Below are 17,594 nucleotides of genomic sequence, written 5' to 3'. Positions count from 1 at the left end.
GATCAGGCAGCAGCCAGCAATGGGTAGACGCTACGGGGCCTGACCCCTAGCACCTTGGCGGCCTTGACCGGTGACAGCGTTCCCGCATCCATGGCGTGGTGCGCGAAATTGAGCATTGCGGAGCCCAGGCGGTGACGCCGCACGACGTAATAGCTTGGGCCGCTGCTCTTCTTCATCTTGGCGATCTCCTTCTCGCGACGCTTTTCAGCGATCCAGCGCGAGTGAATTTCACCCGACAGTGCCTTCCAGTCGTCAAGCGACAAGCGCCCAGCCTTGCACAGGCTGTATGCGACCATCTGTCGACTCACACGCCAGCGATCGGCATGCTGCGAAATGGCTGCGATCTGCGCATTCACGTCGAGGCCGGCAAGATTGACCGCGTCCAGATCTGCGCGCGGCAGCAGGAACTCGCCGGCCACGTCATTGCAGAACTTCTCGATCTTCATCTCAGGCACGCCGCCGCCGCTAACGCCCGTGGTACCGAGGAATAGGTGCGCAAGTTCGTGCAGCAGCGTGAAGGACCATGCCGCCTTGGCGTCTCCGTCGTTGATGACGACGAAGGGAGCGAGGGGGTCGGCTATGGCGAAGCCACGGAACGCCCCGACGGGGATGGTCGAATGATGACTTCCAAGGTTGCCGACGAGCAGAACGAACACCCCGGCCCGCTCCGCCTTATCGCGCAGCAAGTTGAACGCGCTGTCGGCATCTTTCTGCGCCCGGTACTCTGTGCGGGTGACGCCAAGCAGTTTCTCGATTCCCGCCCGAAGGGTCGGCACACCGGCCTCCATCTTTGCCGAGCCGATGAAGTCCAGCGGACGCGCGTCCTCATCATCTTCCAAGACTGCGCGCACGAGGCTCTGCCGCGCGCGGAGGTCGCGCACGAGCGCATCTACGTCGGCCTCGGCCTCAACGCTTCGTTCTGCGACGACCGTCCGGAAATCCTCGCCACGGTCGCCCTTCTTCGGCGGGGCTGGCAAGTACAGTGTCAGCAGTGACCTGCGGTAGACCCTCGCCATATTCGCCAACATCGTGCGCGAAGGTTCCTTGTCCCCGCTCTCGATCGAGGACAGCGATGCCGCAGCGATCCCGATAGCGCGTGCAGCGCCCTCCGGCTCTAGGCCGGCGCTCTCTCTAGCCCATCGAAAAACTTCTGGGTTGAAACCTGCCATGGCTCGTTTTGAACGCCGTGCCACATCGGCTCGGCATTGCGCTCCAAAGTTTACAGATATCGGGCGGAGCGCCGTCAATTGCATCCATGATGCGTTGAGCCTAGGTCTCGTCCCGGCCGCCCCTGAGACCTACTCGACATCTGATCCCAGGATGAAACCCTCGGCCGTTGCGTTCACGAGAAAATTGTCGTCGGCCGCGTAGAGCTGCCGCTCGGCATGGTGAACGATGAAGCCGTCCATCGCCGCGACCAGCCAGTGAATCTCGCGGGCCCGGTGCCGAAGGTTGTCGGCGGTGCGCACCCCACGAGCCGCCAGGCGGCCGCGTAGCAGCGCCAACGGGTGCCGCCGAAGGGTGAGCCCCATCGACGCGTAGTCATCGGCTATGGAGGCTCCCTCGGCCGGCTCGGCGAACTCGACGGGATCCTCGAAGGTGCGCGCCTCGCGCAGCATCTCGGTCGGCCGCGTGTCGATGCCGATGGCCTCCCAGACCGCACTGGGCCGATGGCCGGCGAGCGTCGCCAGCGCGTCGGCGCCCGACAGGCAGCGCAGGACGTGGCCATCGAGTTCGGCGCGCATCGCCATGTCCTCGACCGTCGCGAAGACCGCGGCCGCTCGCGCTGCCATGATCCACTGCGCAGCAGCCTCGCGTATGCCCGATATGAGCGCCATGCCGAGGCGCACGGCACGCAGCGTCGGCGTAGTTGATGGCCCAGCGCCGCGACGCCTTGTCGGCCTGCAGGGGCTCTTCGAGCTTCGTCAGCCAGTCGATGACAATGACGCCCACCGGACGCACCCGATGCAGTGGCGCGCCAACTGCGCGGTGCGTGGAAGCCCGTGGCTAGCTGCTCAGCGGGCCGGCCAGCAGCGAGGGCGGAACAATGCCATTGCAAGCTACCTTGAGACGAGGCCAAACGGAGCGCATCCGACGTTCTGCTTGAAAAGCCCACACGATTTAACGAGTTTCCCTGTAAATTCGGGACTACTGGCGCTATATACAGCGGTAACCGAACTTTCGATTTTCGCCTTTTCCTCCGGGCCAACTGGAGCAGAGCATGCCGCACCCCGCAAGACACATCGCAAATGCGTTCCTTCAAAAGGCTAAAGAGGCCGGGAACCCACTTACCCAGCTGAAACTGCAGAAGCTGGTGTTCTTCGCGCACGCCTGGAATCTGGCCATCCACAATCGACCGCTTCTCAACGAAAACATCGAGGCTTGGCCCTATGGCCCGGTCGTAGACGGGCTGTACCACGAACTGAAAGGCTACGGGTCCCAACCGATTGATCGCTTTTTGACGGAGATCAATCAGCAAACCGGTCAGCCTGTTGCGTACATTCCTGGTGCGCAGGACGCTGAAGCGTGGTCGATGATCAATCAAGTTTGGGATCGCTACAGTCAGTTTAGTGCCCTGACGCTTTCGGATATGACTCACGCTGCCGGCTCTCCCTGGCATCAAGCCCGTCAGGCGAACATGCGTCATATCGACAACGGTGCGATTGCCAACTTCTACCGGCCGGCCCTGCAGAGCTGATGAAGAGCGCCGAGCCTTCTATCCCGCTGGCGGCCCCGCCGGTGACCTTGCCAGTGTCGGTGACCTCGCCAGGGCAGTCGGATGTGCAACCCACGCCCATGGTTCCGCCCGTGCCGCCCATGGAGATCACGGCCGCGGACTCACCGCTTGTTTCTAGCGTTGCCGAGCAGTCATCCATCGAAGGTGACAGCCGACGGCTTGATCATGGTTTGCGGAAGTGGGCTGCCTGTGCCGCTATAGGCATTTCGCTGGTCATGTACCTAGTCGGCGTCAAGGTGATCTTTGCCACGCTCAAGGCAGCGGGAGCGCCAACTCCGATCAGTTGGCATCTTGCCGTCGCAGCCCTGGCAGCCTGCTTTACGGTCCCGACTATCCTCCTGTTGGCGGTCCTAAAGAGCACAAACACGACCACTAAGCATGATCGTGCAGATTCGCTTCACGAAGCACTCGGCAAAGGGCTGGTTGGGCTTTGCGAGAAGATCATAAAGGGCGTGGAGAAAAGTTAGCCCAAGCGGCCTGAGCGTCGTCTAGGCGCGCTCTAACGCCTGCGAGGACGTAGGCCCAGCAGCCGCTGCTTCTTGCCTGAATTACTGTCTGCGGAGTCGGCGTCGGATCTGGCTTCTTTGCTACGAGTAGTTGTCCAAGGTTAGCCCCACGGCCTTGATCCGCGAGGCGATCTCGCGCAACGTCCAATCTAGGCGCGCAGGATCGGTGCACACGTCCGTGCGCAGATCGTCATCCGCGAATAACTTTGCCCCTGACCGATCGAACACCGTGACCTTGATGCGGAAATCGTGGTCCCATGCCGTGGCGGCGCAATCGAGCGGGGAGAACGCGCCGCGAATGCGTTCGAGAGTTTCTGCCAGCGGCAAGGTGTTGCTCATGGCCGGCAGTCTAGCGCCGTGCAACTGGCGCGGAGTAGCCCCACTATTGCGGATCGCAAGCAAGATCGTCGTGACGCTACGCTTGAGCGGCAAATTGCTCAGGGTGCTCCCCTGACTTGATCCACCTTCGCGGTGGATTTTTTTTGGCCGGGCGGTGCGTTGCGGGGACGGTCGTGACAAGACGCTCATCAGCTTCGACGTTGCATGAACGAAGCCGATGACCGCCAAATCCTCCACCGAACGCAGCCGGGAATTCCGGCGCCGCCTCGCCCGCCGCGGGCAGGCCTCCATCACGCTGACGGTCGACGGCACCACCAGCGCGCTGCTGCGGGACCTTGCCAAGCAGCACGACCAGTCGATCGGCGCGATCGTGAAGGCCGGCGCGATGATGGTGCGCCGCGAACTGGCACGACGCGAAGGCACTGCCACTTGACCGCGGCGGTCCAACAGGCGCCGGCACCGGTAGGCGCGCCGCCGGGCGGCCGCTACTTCATCTGCGAGCGCTTGCACAGCACGCTTAGCACCGTCTCGTGCGCCGCGCGATGGACCGCGGCGCCGGCGTGCAGCGGATCCACTTGCAGCGGCTGCCCAGTCGGTCAGCAGCACGCGCGTGAGCAGCTCGGGTCGACCCCACGCCAGGCCCGTGAACCGCAGCAGTCATGTCTGCGGTGCGGGCGGTCGGACCTGCGGGTCATCCAGTCTGTCGGTCACTGCGCGAGTTGCTACAACCGAGAGGCCGAGGCGCGCAAGGGCCGCAACGCCAAGGGGAAGCCGCCCGTCACCTTCGAGCCGTTGCGCACGCACAGCGTCGCGATCGAAGGGCGTGCCGGCGTGGTGCATCACGCGATCGAGGCTCGGCACTCGGCCGAGGCCGTCGGCGTAGCGGCGCGTATGCGGCTTCGCGACGGCGAGCACTTGAGCACCGCCCGCCATGCCGCCTGCTTCGACGGCGAGCGCTTCCGGTTGGTATGCCCGTCGTGTGGCCATGCGGGCCTGCTGGAGCGCGTGAAGGGCATGACCCTGGTACACCACTGCCCGGCATGCGGTGGAGCGCCCAGCGGCCCCGGCTGGGCCCTTGCCGAGGAGCGCCCGCCGCTGACCATGGTCACCACCGGTTTCGCGCACGCCTGGTTCACCGCTGGCGGCGATGCCCCGCTGCGGGGGGTCTGGTCGCACACAGACCTGGGCTGCGCGCACTGCCAGCGCGGCGTGTTCCAGGTTCGCCTTCAACGAGGGGGTGTCGAAGTCAGATGCGCGAACTGCTTGTTTTCGCACAAGGACTGAGAAACGCAGTGACGGGCTGCGTCAGGACTTCGAACGGTTTGCTGTTCTTGCTGGCTGACACAATCAGCTACGCAAGGCACCCAGAAACTGGCTGCTACTGAGGCATGGCCCCAGTACGGTCCGCGGTGGCGCCCAACATCTACTTCAACGCAAGAGGACCATGTGGATAGTCAACTCGTTTTCTGCCTCTACTTTCTTGGCATCCCGTTTGGATGCCTCACCATCATGTACCTCGTTCTGGTCACGGCGAATTGGCGGACCACCGGGGAGATTAAGAGGATCCTTCCACCGGAAATACTGCTGAGAGTTTTCGCGGTCTTCATGGTTGCCGGTGTGATCTTCGCGTTGGCAGTTCTAAAGATCATCCAGGAGTCAACGGTCAGCGCACTTCTGGGTGCCGTGGCCACAGGCGTACTGGGGTTTTCGTCCAGGAGGGACAAAGACAGCGACGGCAAGAAGCAGAAAAAAAGTGACGCTTCCGAGGCGCCTTAGCAGGTCAGTATTTTTGCAAGGCGGTTCAGCGCATCGCCATCCGCCGCGCGATCGCCTGCTGGACCTCCGCCGACGACCGCGTCCGGGAGAACCCAGTCGTACTGGCTTTGGCGGTAACCTTCGAGCCGGCCACCCTGACCACCTTGGGCAGCATCAGGCGTGGGCCCGGCGCCTCGAGGCGGGCCTTTGCCAGACGGGCGCAGGTTGCATCGAGAAGCGCCTCAACGGCAAGGTTCCCGTGGTGTTCGGTGCCCCACGACCGGTCCTCGGCAAAGGCCTTGGTCATGTACTGCTTCCACGTGAGGTCGGCCGGCTTGCTCATGATGTTTTCTCCACGGGGACGGTTGTTGCAGGTGCCGCTGCGGCGCGAAGGCGGCGGTCGATGAGGTCCACGAGCACCACGCGGCACTGCGGACTGCCACCGACCTCGGCACGCGCCAGGGCGGCGAGTTCATCGTCGGTGACGCCCATCTGACGCAGCGGCTCCAGGCCGCGCAGGGCGAGCGCGAGCCGGGTCGGCCGCCCGTTGGGGTTGGGGCTCGGCGCACCAGGCAGGAACCGAGTGACCGAGGCGGGCGCGTCAGAAGATCGTGTCATCGTCGGCCTCCTTGCCGGCCTGCTTGTGGGTATCCGTGTCCTCGTCGAGAAGTTCGGCCTTGAGCGTCTGCGCCTCGATGAAGCCGCGCCGCGTGATCAGGTTCAGCACGATCGACAGGGCGCGCCTGTCACCCTCGGCCTCCGCCTGAACGACCGCGTCGATCTCCCACGAGTGACACCCAAAACACGCGTGTCCAAGGACCCGCTCGAACGCTGGGCGGATCGCCGCAGCACGACGATGGATGACCTGCTCGGGCGTTAGGGGAACGGCAGGCGCTGGCACCTGGTGCAGAGCCGGTTTTTGCTTCGCGGCGGCCATCAGATGCGCATCCCATTCGCCAGATCGCGCAGCATCTTCGAGGGCAGGAATGTGCTCCCGAAGTTGTTCAATCCACGCGCCTCGGCCGCGAGCCGCACCACTCGGTGCTGGGCGCAGAAGTGAGCCTCCAACACGCGCAACCGGTCCGCCAACTCGCGGACTTCAGCGAGGCCCTGGGCGACCTTCAGCGCGCGCTCGAACTGGGCGATGACCTCGCGACGTTGCGCAACGACCGCCAGCGCTTCGGCGACGTGCGCTTCGAGCGGCGCCATCTTCGCGCTCAATGAGGCCACATCCTCCTTGAGCAGGCTGACCTCGGCGGCGTCGCCGTCGCGTTCGTCACCACCGGCGCGGCGGGCGGCGATCTCGGCCAGGCGGGCCGACTTGGGCGCGATGCGATCGGCGACGGCAGCGCGGGCAGCGTTCGCCGCGGCGAGGGCTGGCTGCGCGGCCGTCAAGGCGGTCCGCGCGCGCGCCAGATCCGCAGCGGCGGCGGCCACTGCAGGCGGCAGCACCGGGGCATCGAATTCGACGCCGGCAGCGGGCTCGATGACGCCGACAGCCTGCTCGAAGGCTGCCTGCGTGTCGCTCGCCTGATCGGCAATGGCCTGCTGCTCGGCACGACGGGCCTGCGCAGCGGCGGCCTGGTCGGCTGCCTGCTGGCGGGCCTTCGCCTGCTGCAGCACTTCGGTTGCCGCGCGCAGGTCGAGGCGGGCCTTGAAGGCGTCGCCATCGGTCATCAGAGCTTGGTCGACGGCGTCGACAGCACGTTGGACGGCTTCGGTGGCTTCGGCCACGGAAGGGCTTAGAGGGGAAACTTTTGATGAGGTCATGACTTGATTTATCGCGTCACGACAGGCTTTTCAGTGCTTTCGTCCCTGTTCTCTCTTTATCCGCTGCTGATTCTGTATCGAGGTGCAGGCCATAGGGGCTCCAGCGGATCCATGCGGCGTGCGCTATCGACCCTGCAGTGAAATGCTGTGCGCGGAGCGACGTCGGGTACTGGGCGCCGGATGCTGACCAGACGACATGGATGAACCGTCAGAGAACCCGTGAGGGGGAGTGAAAGCGGCAAAACGAGGAATTTGACCGCGATTGCCTGGAGCGTAAGTCAGCGGAGCTGCTGAGCAGCCGATAATGCGGAGAAGGATTTCTCCGAAATAAATATTATTTCCGATTAAAATGCCGCAAAAAATTTACTTTGACGAGTCGGGATACACGGGCAATAACCTCCTTGATGCGGCGCAACAATATTTCTCTTACGCATCCATCGCAACAGATGATGATGATGCGCGAGATTTCGTTCTGCACTTAATTAAGAAATACAATATTCAAGGCGGCGAATTAAAAGGCAGCAAGCTTGTACAATTCAGCAAAGGTCAGAAAGTCGTTAGCGAGATCCTTGATCGCTATTCAGGGAGGATAAAGGTATCCATTTCAGACAAGAAGTTTGCGCTGGCATGCAAGTTTTTTGAGTATATTTTTGAGCCGACTCTTTCTGAAATAAATTCAGTTTTTTATGGCGTTGGTTTCCATCGTTTTATTGCTAACGCTCTGTACATGGAATTCGAATCAAGAGGGGCAGGTGCGGAGGCCATCTTCTCGGAGTTCGAGGAGCTCATGCGAACAGGGAATACCAGCAACCTAGAGTCAGTTTTCTCCTCATCAGAACATGCGAACAATTCTCCGGTACTCATTCAGATACGGGAGTATGCACAGGCCAAGACTATCGAGATTCAAGAGGAGTTAGAAGGGCTTTCAGGCACTAGCACTGGGAAATGGATTCTGGACCTCTCGGGAACCGCAATTTACACGCAATTGGCCAACTGGGGGCTGAAACATGACGCGATGATCGCCGTTTGCGATCCCTCAAAACCAATTCGGGAGGGAGGCGGCCTGCTAAATTCAATGGTTGGCCGGAAAGAACGAACGGTTTTCTCCGAAGGCTTAGGTAAGCGCCACCCGATTACATTCAACCTCGCGGAACCAGTGAATTTTTTAGACTCTAAGGTAACGCACGGCATTCAACTGGCTGATGTGATCGCGGCGGCGTCGGTCTATGTTTTCTCTAACAAGGACGGGGGGAGTCAGGCGAGGTGGCGGGAGATTCTGTCGGAGTCATTGGACGACGGGAGCATCATGCCGGATCTCGATGAATTGAGATTGACGAACCAAAGGGTTCAGCGGAATGCCGTCCTTCTCATGGAATTACACAGGCGTGCAACTTCAGGGGAAAGCGTGATCAAAGGTATGCCCGAGTACGTTGCGTATATTGGTCGCGCACTTCGTGCAAATCCAATTGACTTTCGCCGCCCAAACTGATCATTTGCTCGTCTTCCTGAAAGGCGGGTTGCTGGGCTGCAATCCGGTCTTTGGGACGGTAGGTCAAGCCGCAGAAAGCGTTCCTCGACAACTTGCCGCGGCGTACGCCAAGGGTACGTGGCCATCAACGGCTGCGCGCGTGAGCGGCGCGATCAAGCACGTCCGAAATCGACCGGTTGTGGTCACGTGCATGCAGGCGCACGAAAAATAGCTGGACTCCTTTTGAACAGGGGTACACAGTCCGGTCGCCATTTTTGGTCACCGGGAGCCCACATGACTCGAGTTTTCGCCTACACACGAGTTTCCACAGCAGAGCAGAACACCCACAACCAGCACACCGAAATCGCAGGTGCCGGCTTCGACGTGAAGCCATCGCGCGTGATCAGCGAGACGATCTGGGGCAGCGTTGCCGTAGGTGAGCGTGCCGGCTTTGCCAAGCTGCTTGACAAGCTCGAGGCCGGCGACGTGCTGGTCGTGACCAAACTCGACCGTCTAGGCCGGAACGCGATGGATGTGCGCGCCACGGTGGAGGCCCTCGCCGGCCTGGGCGTCCGCGTCCACTGCCTGGCGCTCGGCGGCGTCGATCTCACCAGCCCCGCCGGCAAGATGACCATGGGCGTGATCGCCGCCGTCGCTGAGTTCGAGCGGGATCTGCTGATCGAGCGCACGCAGAGCGGGCTGGCGCGCGCCAAGGCGGAAGGGAAGACGTTGGGCCGGCCGAAGGCGATTAACGATGCCAAGCGGCAGGAGGTCCTTCTGCGCCTTGCTGCCGGCGAGGCCGTGGCGGCCGTGGCCAGGGCGCTGAAAACCAGCCGCGCCACCGTAATGCGCTGTCGCGATGCCGCGACAGCACGAGCGAGCCTTCCGAAAACAGCTTGAGCGGCTGCTGTAAGTCCGAGGCCCAAAACCGCGGCGCTGCCTCTCAGAGTTCTCTATTGATCTATGGCGACCAGAACTCGGGAATGGCTCGCCGGATTGCCGATGCCAGGCTGATGGCAATGCGCTGGCATTCTTGCGCACCCTTAAAGTGCAACGGGCAATGTGCCCTCGGCCATGCTGAGAGAGCCCCGGCCCCGTCTATACCATTAGGATTAGGTAGTAATCCAAAGCGTACGAAACAATTACTGCGAATAACCAAACGACAGGCTCGGGGAGTAAATCTAATGGAGACTTGGAAAACGTTTGATGGCGACTTCGGATGTAGATGTCCTCCCATTCGCCGCCAACATGCCGCGTCAGTGTGTGCTCCACTGAGAGGATACGCTCCCCGATAAACCTTTGCTCTCTTAGCCAAAAAAACGCCAATAAAAAGGCGGCGGCTATCGGCCCGAAGATTTGCGTAATTTTCGCGTGTGAAATTGCAAATGTAAGTGCCAACAAAAAACAGAACAATGCTCTACTGACAAGGGCGCTATTGGCAAACCTCCTGCGCAGCTCTAACTGCTCCTGCAAGAGTAAGGCCCTAACCGTGGGATCCTCTGAAATCATTTGGCTAAGTGCTTTGCTATGTGGGCGATGGCGCTGTCGAGGTACTTGGTTCCTTCAACGTTAGTTACGCCACAACACGGTATGACAGACGTGTCTTCTTTCATCTTGGCGCGGGCACGGTTGAGCTTTGACTCGGCGATTTCAGCCAGAACTTCACGAAGGGTCTCAGTCTGCTCGTTAGTAACCTTATCTACCTTGTTCATTAAAATAACGAGCAACTTAAGCTTGCTTCGTTTAGATTCCTCTTCTTGCCAGTTTCTTTCAAGACGTTTACAAAAGTCGGTCAGCCACGTTGAAGCGCTAGCTTCGTTCTTTCGCCCGGTCGGGGATGTCGCGTCAAGCATGAGGACAATCGCATGGGGATTGCGTTCGAAAGCGACGTCTGCGTGCTGAACCGGCCCCCACTGACCTGGTATATCAATGGCCGATTTTACTATCAGCTCAAGACTTTGATCCCGCCCTAGTTTTACATTGAAGCGAGGTGTAGCAGTCTGATCGGTTGTTTTATGCGTGTGCCTTTCATCCTCAAACAGCCCGTACTGAAGATATTCAACAAACGTAGTTTTTCCAGCTCGAGGTTGTCCAAGAACAAGAATTTCTTTCCCCCTGAAAAGACTTTTAATCAGCGAAAGGCCTGTCGGCGCCATTCGCTGCACAGCAACGGCACCGACCTTTAGGGCAATGGGAATAGCTTCAGCGCCGGTCATATTTCTCTTTCTCTTTCGCCGTCAAACACTCACGCAAACACATGTCTGTTGTCTGAGAACACTCGGACAACATCACTTCTCACCTCCGCGAGCATTATGAAGGCCCACCGTGCTTCAGTGTCGCTGTTGAGCACGCCATGGGATGCAACCCGAGGATTGGCCGTCAACAGCGCCTATTGCCATCGCTCACCGAGCCAAGGCCCTCGGATCAATTTAACCCCGCGGCGCTTCGAAGGCGTCGAGCACCGCCTGATCACCGGCATGGGTTAGCATCAAGCGCAGGATACATAGGGGCGCTAGCGTCACTGCCTGGCTCTCCCAGGTGACGTCGGCAGGCGAACCGCCGACACGCTCGGCCAAGAAGAAGCGGGTGAAGGTCTCCTTTCGCGTCACATCGCACAGGAACGCGATCAGGTGGACGCGCAGGCCACTTTCTTCGAACACTTCGACCAACGCCGTCGCGGCAAGGCTGCGGCCATCGATGCGGCCCTTCGGCAGCGTGTACTCGTGGCCGCCGAAGCCGCCGGTCGGTGCGACGCACCACGCGCGGCCATCGCGCTCCAGCACCAGGGCGCCGGCCGCCGGCTTCATGCCGGACGGGCAGTCGAATGCCGGCTCATCGATCGGCGATGCGGCCGCGAGGCGCTCCCAGCCCTCGTCGACCACCGGCGCATTGAGCCAGCGCGCCAGGGCGAGCCCGTTCAGCACCGTCGGCACCACCCCACCGGGCACAGCGCACGCGACCGCCAGGGGATCGCTCCAGGCGGCCAGCGGCGATGGCTCGTGCGGCTTGAGGATCGGCACCAGCCGGCCGGCGTCATCGCGGCGCGGATGCCACGTGGTCATGGCTGCTGCAGCCGGCGGAGCAAGCCCCAGATGCCCTGCAGGACGCGCGACCGGCCCGGCCCCCTCACGGCCTTCACGTGGTCCTTGAAGTTGGGGTAGCTGATCGCGCGGCTCATCGCAGCTAGGGCAGCCGCGAAGTCTGAGCGAGACGCCACGACTCGGAAGCCGTAATCGCTGCCGCCACCTCGTTCGATGGTGGCCATCGTCGGCATGAATGCCCGCAGTTCGACCAGATCGGTCGACGTGCGTGCACGGATCGTGAGCAGGTCCTCGGCCTCGTCACCGACCTTCTGCACCACAGAGATGAACGAACCGCCCGGCAAGAAAACCCACATCCCGATCCCTCCTCGACACCCGCCACTGCGGCGGGTCCGCAATGTAGCGTCGGTCGAGACCCGGCGGTCGATCGCGCGCGCGTTTTTTTTAAGGGGTGCCGCCGCGGCTCCATCTATGCGATCTGCGCATAACGTTGGCGGCAGCCAGCTCGATGCCGGAAAGCCACCGGTCGCCCTCCAACCAAGTGCCGACACCCATCGCGTGGGTTTCGTTGGTTAGGTGGGTTGATTTCATTCCCTCTATAGAAACTATCACGTGGCATGCGGGCGCCCGTACACATACACATCGACTTCTGACAGTTCCCAGGCATTGCTTGGATAAAACCCACGAAAACCACGAAACCCACAGAGAAGGCGATGGAGGCGGTTCGGCTGCTCCATATCGGTCGATCAGTCTTTGAGGCTGTGCCGAAATCAAACCTACGAAACCCACGCGGCACGGTGGTCGCCCTGCACGAGGCAAAGAAAAAGCGCCCCGTAGGGCGCTGGAGTCACAAGGGTGGCGAAGCGTCGTTCGCAAGGACCGCTTGGCCGAAGCCCCACCGCTGCACGCCTTGGGCCCCCTCAGCCTTATGGACGGTCAGCCCGTCGACTAGAAACTTCACATGCTTGGCCAGCCACTTGCCGAGCGACCTGCTGTTGATCGCGCCGCCGGCCCCCGCGATCTGCAGGAGCGCTTCCCGGAAGTCGGGCCGCATGAATTCCGCACGGGTGCCGAACGACCCGCCGCTCTGTTCGGTGGCGGCCTCGATTGCCTCCCGCACCGACGCCAGCTTGCTGCCGAAATGCTTCGTCCACTCGCGGGCGACGGCGCGAAATTCGTCCTTGGCGGGGTCGCTGGCGCGCGTGCGGTCCATGGATGCAGCCGGGTCCGCGTAGCCCAGCCACACCAGCGCGTCGGCGACCATGGCGCTCCACTCGTTAAAGTCGATGCGCCGGGACCGCACCTCATGCTGCGCCAGACGATGCGCGCGCAGCACGGTGAGCGCGTCGACGAGCACCGTGGCGCGCTGGGCCTTGGCGACCTCCAGGGGGTCGAAGTCGAACACGCGCAATTCGGGGCGCTCGACGCCGGGGTCCAGCTGGCACTCGAGCACGCGGCGGGTCATGTCCGCGCGCACCACGAGGCCGTTGCCCGTGGCGAAGAAGGTCGTCGACGTCGGCACGGTGCGGGTGTCGGAGGTGCCCAGCGGGCGCACTTCCATGGTCTGCTGTGTCATCGCCTGGCACAGCGCATTGCCCTCGATTGGACGGGTGACGTTGTCGAAGCTCACGACCGAGTGCCCAGCCAGAAGAGCGCCGTGCAGACGCTTCTCGAACTCGGCTTCGTTCTCGCCTTGCGCGAAGACAGGCACGGTGCTGCCGGTCACGATGATGCAGGCGACGTCGATCAGCGCGGACTTGCCTGAGCCAGGCGTCGGGGCGTTGACAGCGAACATCGGCGCCTTGTTCAGCGCGCGCCGCACCGAGCAGGTGAGGATGGCCGCCAGCGCGACCGAGCGGTCTACCGGTGCGACGTACGGATACTTGTCGATCAAGGCCTCGATGCGCTGGATCGCGGCAAGGGCCTCGGCTCGGCCTGGGTACTGCGGCACGGGGGGATAGTCGCAGTTCGGGAGGAAAAGCAGGCCGGTCTCAGCGTCGTAGCCCGGCACATCAAGGATGCTGCCATCGGCGCGCAAGGTGGGGGCCTCGATGACACCGGTCAGAGGACGAAGCGACGAGGCTCCGCGCCCGAGCAGCGCGTCGGCGACCGTCATCGGCGCGTCGATGGGAACGTCGCTCTTGCTGCGGCCGTCGTACTTCATCCAGCAGGCGGCCGCGTCGAGGTGCTCGTGAAGGGCGGCGCGCTTCAGGCTCCGGATCTTGATGGTGCGCACGGCCCCGCCGCGGCCGTCAGGTGCCATGGCGACCATTGGCCGGACGATCTCGCCGCCACGCGAGTACAGGAAGGGGCAGGCCGTGACCAAGGCGTTCTCGGCCTGATCGTTGATGGCTTTCACGTTGTTGCGCTCGATCATGATCACCGGACGGTCGGTCTCGCAAACAACCGCCGGCTCGAGCGCTTCGTCGTCATCGCGCATCTCGTCGGAGATGGCAGCGCGGACTTGCGCGGCCGACTGTGGCTTGCCTGTGGCGCCAAGGCCATCAGCAGGCAGGAGAGGGGCATACGGCGCCGTAGGCACCACCCGCGCGTCGAACGCGGCCTTGGCGGCTTCTTCGCCGTGTTCCTGCACCAGATCGTTGAAGTCGCCGCCGCCGGGCGCGAACACGACCGCGGCGTCGTACTCCATGCCGATCCGGAAAGCGGCCTTCATGCCTGGATTACCGCGGCGTTTCGCCTCGGTCTTCGTGTCGTTGTCGGCGAAGATGATGAGTTCGGCAGCGGGCTTCTTTTCGCGCACTTCGCGCACCAAGCGCACCATGTTGCCGACGTCGAAGCAGCACAGCACCGCGATGCCGGTGAGTTCGTGCGCGCTGGCGGCCGTCGCGTAGCCCTCAGCGAAGCCATAGACCAGATTCCCTTCGGCGTTGGGCTTAGGCTTGCCGAGCGCCAAGAACTTCCCCTTCTTTGCGCCACCCGAGAGGAGGTACTTGTCGCCATTCTCAGTGATGCCCTGGAGCGACCATATCTTTCCGTGAACATCCTTCACCGGCAGAAGAAGCGTGTTCTGAAGCTCGATCTGAGAGTCCGTGACAGGATCCCACTTCCACCAGGACCCCACGCGCAGGCCGTCGTGCGCCTTGACGCCCTTCTTCTTCAGGTACGGATAGTCGTCGGTGGCCGGCACTGCTGCATCCAGGCGCTTTTGCGCGCGAATCGCCGCTTCGGCCTCTTCGATGGCTTCCTCGGCCGCGTGCACCTTCTGGCGCTCGGCGTGCTTCGCTTCGCGCTCGGCGACCTGTTCAGGCGTGGGCTTCGTGTAGCCCTTCACCTTCGCGTCGAAGCCCTCGCGCTTGGCGAGGTCGACCACGTAGCCGAAGCCCTTGCCGCCGCCCTGCTTGAACGACTTCCACACATCGCGTGCCGTGGATGCCTTGTAGCTGTCGCCACCCGCCGACCACTCGTCGAAGATCGACCAGCCGGCCTCGCCGAGTTCATCGTGCACACCCATGCCGATGAAGACCCATTCGTCGCGTGGGCAGTTGGGCGACAAGAAGCTCAGCGCGACGCGTGCGCGCTCCAGGGCATCGGTGGACGCCGACCCTGCGGGCAGGTTGCATTCAAATTTGGTCATTGCGATCCTCTATTTTTCGAGGACGCTTGCTGGCCGCATGTCGCGACCATAAAATCGATGCACCTCTGTATCGATCTGCTGCAAGCATCCGTGAAGCCCCGCCCCAAAAGGTCGGGGCTTCGTTACTTCAGGTTATTGCTTGAGCCCTCGAGCGGAGCCATGCCAGCACATCGCCGGACCTGTACCTCAGCACTCTGGGCGACAGCTTCACCGGCCGCAGTTCACCGCGCTTCGCGAGCGTCCGCAGATGTGTCATGCGAAGGCCGGCGAGGGCGCAGACGGTCGCCGTGCGCAGCAGCGCATCGTCACAAGCGACTGCAGCGGCAAGTTCCGCCTGCAGCAGAGAGCTGGGTGTTGGCATCAATGCCTCCTTGGGTTTCGATGTCGCTATCGTTCTGTCACGACGCGATGCGCGGTAATGCGCGGCAACTTTTCTCGAAGTGCCCCGGGGCTTTCTGGAATGCGTCGCGCACGCATAAGCACACTGGCCCCATGAGGAGCTAGCGATCGACAAAAGATTTGCGAAGCTGCTTAGTGAGCCGTCGACTGATGCAGGAGGGCCTCGACCTCGTCGACGCGAATCCGCACGATGCCCGCGCTGATCTTGATGGGATGAAGCTGCCCGCGGGCGATGAGGTTGTAGACCGTTCCGCGGCTGCACTGAAGGCGGGCAGCCACGGCGGAGATCTTCATAAGCAGGCCCTGAGCTGGGGGCTGCGCGTGCGTCAGCGACGCGGATGATGCGACGGCGTTACCGGCGCCTTTGGTGCTTTGAGCAGATGGCATGAGTGGTCCTAGAAGTTCGCTTGCTTCGTTCCCATGCGGCTCGATAGAATGGACCCACAACATCCAGCAAATTTGTTGAGGCACACGCATCTCGATGCTTGCCGCGCAAGGCCCTCATTCCGGTGCTAGTAACACCAGATCGAGGGCCTTGTTGTTTACGAAGCAACAAGAGCGTACCTCTCAGCGCACGCCCGTCCACCTCGAGAGCGTGCGTGTCTCGGCCACCTTCACCCAAAACGGCGTCGAAATCGATTGGGTTGTGCGGCGAGGCCCTTACGGGACAAGGCTTTACGCGCGGTCTCCAGCGAAAAATTCAATGGTTGCGCTTGCGCGACAGTGAAGCCGTTACCGCGCAAATTGATCGTTCTTGCTCGCGCTGCCTGGTGAAGACGAGCGCGACGACGCCGGCGGCGCGGCCTGCAGATCGAGTTGCGCACGAAGTGCGCGCACGGCTTCAAGCTGCTCGCGCAGAAGCACTTCTTGCCGCTCGCGTGCGGCCACATCGACCTTGCGATCAGCTTCGCCGTCCGCCTTCTCGCGTTCCCGAATGTCGTAAGGAACCAAGAGGGATGCGACGAGTGCCATGACCGCGATCAAGACCGATGCGATCGACACCCACGTGGCCATCTTCGCCGACGCCTTGGCTTGCGCGACTTGCGCGCTCCAGGTCGGCAGCACCGTGTTCTTGATCAGATCGGCCACCGCCCGCGTGTTCTCCGCCATCTGTTCGATGTGGCGCGGGAATTCAGGCGGCTCGATCACGGGCAACTTGAAGTCGGAGTTCCTCGGGACGAACAAGTCCTGGTCCGCTTTCTTGGTCAGACCCGCCTCGAAGTCGGCGATAGCGGTCGCGGCCGTTTCTATTTCTTGAAAGGTCGAGGAGAGACGCGCATTCACCAGATCGTCGAGGCCCGAAAGCTTTCCGATCGAGTCCGCAGATTTGCGCATGCTGAGAACCTGATCACGCACTTCGGACCCCACTTGGGCAAGCGGGTCGACGCCCTCGCGTCGGGGAAGGTTCATGGCCCGGCCCACCGCAGCCGCCATTTCGTCGATGGTCGCCAGTCGGCCGACTTCATCCGCGCCCAGTGGCTGCGTTACCGAGTTCTTGTCGCGTGAGATGAGGAACCCGAGCACGTGCCGCCCGAGTTGCCCGTCGTCGGTCAAACCGGGGTCATCGACGAGGCGCCCAAAGTGATCCGAGTCGTTCACCACCATATTGCGGGCGTAGAGCACGCCACTCGTGGTCTGGATCTCCACCCTTGGCGCCAAGGCAAGAAGCTCCCTGAACGTTCTTGGTGGCTTCGGTTCATCGCTCATGGGCACCCTCCTCCTCATCGAATCGACGGGCCGCGGTGGCGCTGATGCGGCCAGGATGTAGCTCATCCCCGATAGCGACACGGATGGCTACACGCCAGCCAATTGATGCAGGTGCTGCACAGCACTCACTACTGGATTGATAGCGCGCTAATCATTGGTAGCGCGGCATGTGCGTGGTAGGCCGTGATGGGCTTGAACCATCGACCAACGGATTATGAGTCCGCTGCTCTAACCAACTGAGCTAACGGCCCACGCGCCGGGATTCTAGTGGGCGCAC

Annotated in this window: 21 protein-coding genes and 1 tRNA gene; 7 read left to right on the top strand and 15 right to left on the bottom strand. The window is 62.1% G+C overall.

The window, feature by feature from the left end; all coding sequences use genetic code 11:
• Nucleotides 1-2: 2 nt before the first annotated feature.
• A complete protein-coding gene (locus ACSFA2_RS00665; RefSeq protein WP_435453392.1) occupies nucleotides 3-1,169 on the bottom strand; it encodes an ImmA/IrrE family metallo-endopeptidase in 1,167 nt (388 codons plus the stop codon).
• 129 nt (nucleotides 1,170-1,298) lie between these two features.
• Nucleotides 1,299-1,850, bottom strand: coding sequence for a helix-hairpin-helix domain-containing protein (locus tag ACSFA2_RS00660; RefSeq protein ID WP_435453391.1), 552 nt, complete (start codon nucleotides 1,848-1,850; stop codon nucleotides 1,299-1,301).
• A gap of 371 nt (nucleotides 1,851-2,221) precedes the next feature.
• Here ACSFA2_RS00660 and ACSFA2_RS00655 point away from each other — a divergent pair, with 371 nt between their 5' ends.
• Nucleotides 2,222-2,698 (top strand): Panacea domain-containing protein, encoded by a 477-nt coding sequence (locus ACSFA2_RS00655; RefSeq protein WP_435453390.1) that lies wholly within the window; start codon nucleotides 2,222-2,224, stop codon nucleotides 2,696-2,698.
• Entirely contained in the window at nucleotides 2,698-3,204 is a 507-nt protein-coding gene (locus ACSFA2_RS00650; protein ID WP_435453389.1) for a hypothetical protein, read from the top strand. The genes ACSFA2_RS00655 and ACSFA2_RS00650 overlap by 1 nt, the downstream gene beginning before the upstream one ends.
• Before the next feature lie 120 nt (nucleotides 3,205-3,324).
• On the opposite strand, the gene ACSFA2_RS00645 is transcribed toward ACSFA2_RS00650, so the two are convergent.
• A complete protein-coding gene (locus ACSFA2_RS00645; RefSeq protein WP_435453388.1) occupies nucleotides 3,325-3,582 on the bottom strand; it encodes a hypothetical protein in 258 nt (85 codons plus the stop codon).
• Between the two features lie 217 nt (nucleotides 3,583-3,799).
• Between ACSFA2_RS00645 and ACSFA2_RS00640 the strand changes: the two genes are divergently transcribed.
• The 3 genes from ACSFA2_RS00640 (at nucleotide 3,800) to ACSFA2_RS00630 (ending at nucleotide 5,358) form a co-directional block, all read left to right on the top strand.
• Nucleotides 3,800-4,015 carry a hypothetical protein gene (locus ACSFA2_RS00640; RefSeq protein WP_435453387.1) on the top strand — a complete coding sequence of 72 codons (216 nt, stop codon included), beginning with the start codon at nucleotides 3,800-3,802 and terminating at the stop codon, nucleotides 4,013-4,015.
• Nucleotides 4,012-4,866 (top strand): hypothetical protein, encoded by an 855-nt coding sequence (locus ACSFA2_RS00635; protein ID WP_435453386.1) that lies wholly within the window; start codon nucleotides 4,012-4,014, stop codon nucleotides 4,864-4,866. The genes ACSFA2_RS00640 and ACSFA2_RS00635 overlap by 4 nt, the downstream gene beginning before the upstream one ends.
• A gap of 225 nt (nucleotides 4,867-5,091) precedes the next feature.
• Nucleotides 5,092-5,358: a hypothetical protein gene (locus ACSFA2_RS00630; protein WP_435453385.1), complete on the top strand. Its 267-nt coding sequence runs from the start codon at nucleotides 5,092-5,094 to the stop codon at nucleotides 5,356-5,358.
• 25 nt (nucleotides 5,359-5,383) lie between these two features.
• Here ACSFA2_RS00630 and ACSFA2_RS00625 read toward each other — a convergent pair whose 3' ends face one another.
• The 4 genes from ACSFA2_RS00625 to ACSFA2_RS00610 are packed head-to-tail and all read right to left on the bottom strand — an operon-like array spanning nucleotide 5,384 to nucleotide 7,071.
• On the bottom strand, nucleotides 5,384-5,680 hold the full coding sequence (locus ACSFA2_RS00625) for a hypothetical protein (protein ID WP_435453384.1): 297 nt from the start codon (nucleotides 5,678-5,680) through the stop codon (nucleotides 5,384-5,386).
• Nucleotides 5,677-5,955, bottom strand: coding sequence for a hypothetical protein (locus ACSFA2_RS00620; protein ID WP_435453383.1), 279 nt, complete (start codon nucleotides 5,953-5,955; stop codon nucleotides 5,677-5,679). The genes ACSFA2_RS00625 and ACSFA2_RS00620 overlap by 4 nt, the downstream gene beginning before the upstream one ends.
• Nucleotides 5,939-6,274, bottom strand: coding sequence for a hypothetical protein (locus ACSFA2_RS00615; protein ID WP_435453382.1), 336 nt, complete (start codon nucleotides 6,272-6,274; stop codon nucleotides 5,939-5,941). The genes ACSFA2_RS00620 and ACSFA2_RS00615 overlap by 17 nt, the downstream gene beginning before the upstream one ends.
• A complete protein-coding gene (locus ACSFA2_RS00610) occupies nucleotides 6,274-7,071 on the bottom strand; it encodes a hypothetical protein (protein ID WP_435453381.1) in 798 nt (265 codons plus the stop codon). Before ACSFA2_RS00610 ends, ACSFA2_RS00615 begins: the two co-directional genes overlap by 1 nt.
• A gap of 385 nt (nucleotides 7,072-7,456) precedes the next feature.
• Here ACSFA2_RS00610 and ACSFA2_RS00605 point away from each other — a divergent pair, with 385 nt between their 5' ends.
• Nucleotides 7,457-8,596, top strand: coding sequence for a DUF3800 domain-containing protein (locus ACSFA2_RS00605; protein ID WP_435453380.1), 1,140 nt, complete (start codon nucleotides 7,457-7,459; stop codon nucleotides 8,594-8,596).
• A gap of 273 nt (nucleotides 8,597-8,869) precedes the next feature.
• Nucleotides 8,870-9,475 carry a recombinase family protein gene (locus ACSFA2_RS00600; RefSeq protein ID WP_435453379.1) on the top strand — a complete coding sequence of 202 codons (606 nt, stop codon included), beginning with the start codon at nucleotides 8,870-8,872 and terminating at the stop codon, nucleotides 9,473-9,475.
• 605 nt (nucleotides 9,476-10,080) lie between these two features.
• Here ACSFA2_RS00600 and ACSFA2_RS00595 read toward each other — a convergent pair.
• The 8 genes from ACSFA2_RS00595 to ACSFA2_RS00560 form a co-directional block, all read right to left on the bottom strand.
• Nucleotides 10,081-10,791, bottom strand: coding sequence for a GTPase domain-containing protein (locus tag ACSFA2_RS00595; protein ID WP_435453378.1), 711 nt, complete (start codon nucleotides 10,789-10,791; stop codon nucleotides 10,081-10,083).
• A gap of 213 nt (nucleotides 10,792-11,004) precedes the next feature.
• Nucleotides 11,005-11,637 carry an NUDIX domain-containing protein gene (locus ACSFA2_RS00590; RefSeq protein WP_435453377.1) on the bottom strand — a complete coding sequence of 211 codons (633 nt, stop codon included), beginning with the start codon at nucleotides 11,635-11,637 and terminating at the stop codon, nucleotides 11,005-11,007.
• Nucleotides 11,634-11,972, bottom strand: a complete 339-nt coding sequence (locus ACSFA2_RS00585; RefSeq protein ID WP_435453376.1) for a hypothetical protein — start codon at nucleotides 11,970-11,972, stop codon at nucleotides 11,634-11,636. The genes ACSFA2_RS00590 and ACSFA2_RS00585 overlap by 4 nt, the downstream gene beginning before the upstream one ends.
• 491 nt (nucleotides 11,973-12,463) lie before the next feature.
• Nucleotides 12,464-15,211, bottom strand: a complete 2,748-nt coding sequence (locus ACSFA2_RS00580; RefSeq protein WP_435453375.1) for a PriCT-2 domain-containing protein — start codon at nucleotides 15,209-15,211, stop codon at nucleotides 12,464-12,466.
• Nucleotides 15,212-15,338: 127 nt separating this feature from the next.
• On the bottom strand, nucleotides 15,339-15,572 hold the full coding sequence (locus ACSFA2_RS00575; RefSeq protein ID WP_435453374.1) for a helix-turn-helix transcriptional regulator: 234 nt from the start codon (nucleotides 15,570-15,572) through the stop codon (nucleotides 15,339-15,341).
• Between the two features lie 170 nt (nucleotides 15,573-15,742).
• Nucleotides 15,743-15,997 (bottom strand): helix-turn-helix transcriptional regulator, encoded by a 255-nt coding sequence (locus tag ACSFA2_RS00570; protein WP_435453373.1) that lies wholly within the window; start codon nucleotides 15,995-15,997, stop codon nucleotides 15,743-15,745.
• Nucleotides 15,998-16,342: 345 nt separating this feature from the next.
• On the bottom strand, nucleotides 16,343-17,317 hold the full coding sequence (locus tag ACSFA2_RS00565) for a hypothetical protein (RefSeq protein WP_435453372.1): 975 nt from the start codon (nucleotides 17,315-17,317) through the stop codon (nucleotides 16,343-16,345).
• A gap of 174 nt (nucleotides 17,318-17,491) precedes the next feature.
• A tRNA-Ile gene (locus ACSFA2_RS00560) sits at nucleotides 17,492-17,568 on the bottom strand.
• Between the last annotated feature and the right edge of the window lie 26 nt (nucleotides 17,569-17,594).

The sequence above is a fragment of the Variovorax cryoconiti genome (genome assembly GCF_051216395.1).
In the GTDB taxonomy this organism is placed as follows: domain Bacteria; phylum Pseudomonadota; class Gammaproteobacteria; order Burkholderiales; family Burkholderiaceae_C; genus Variovorax.
This window is presented reverse-complemented; position numbering and strand designations above follow the sequence as displayed.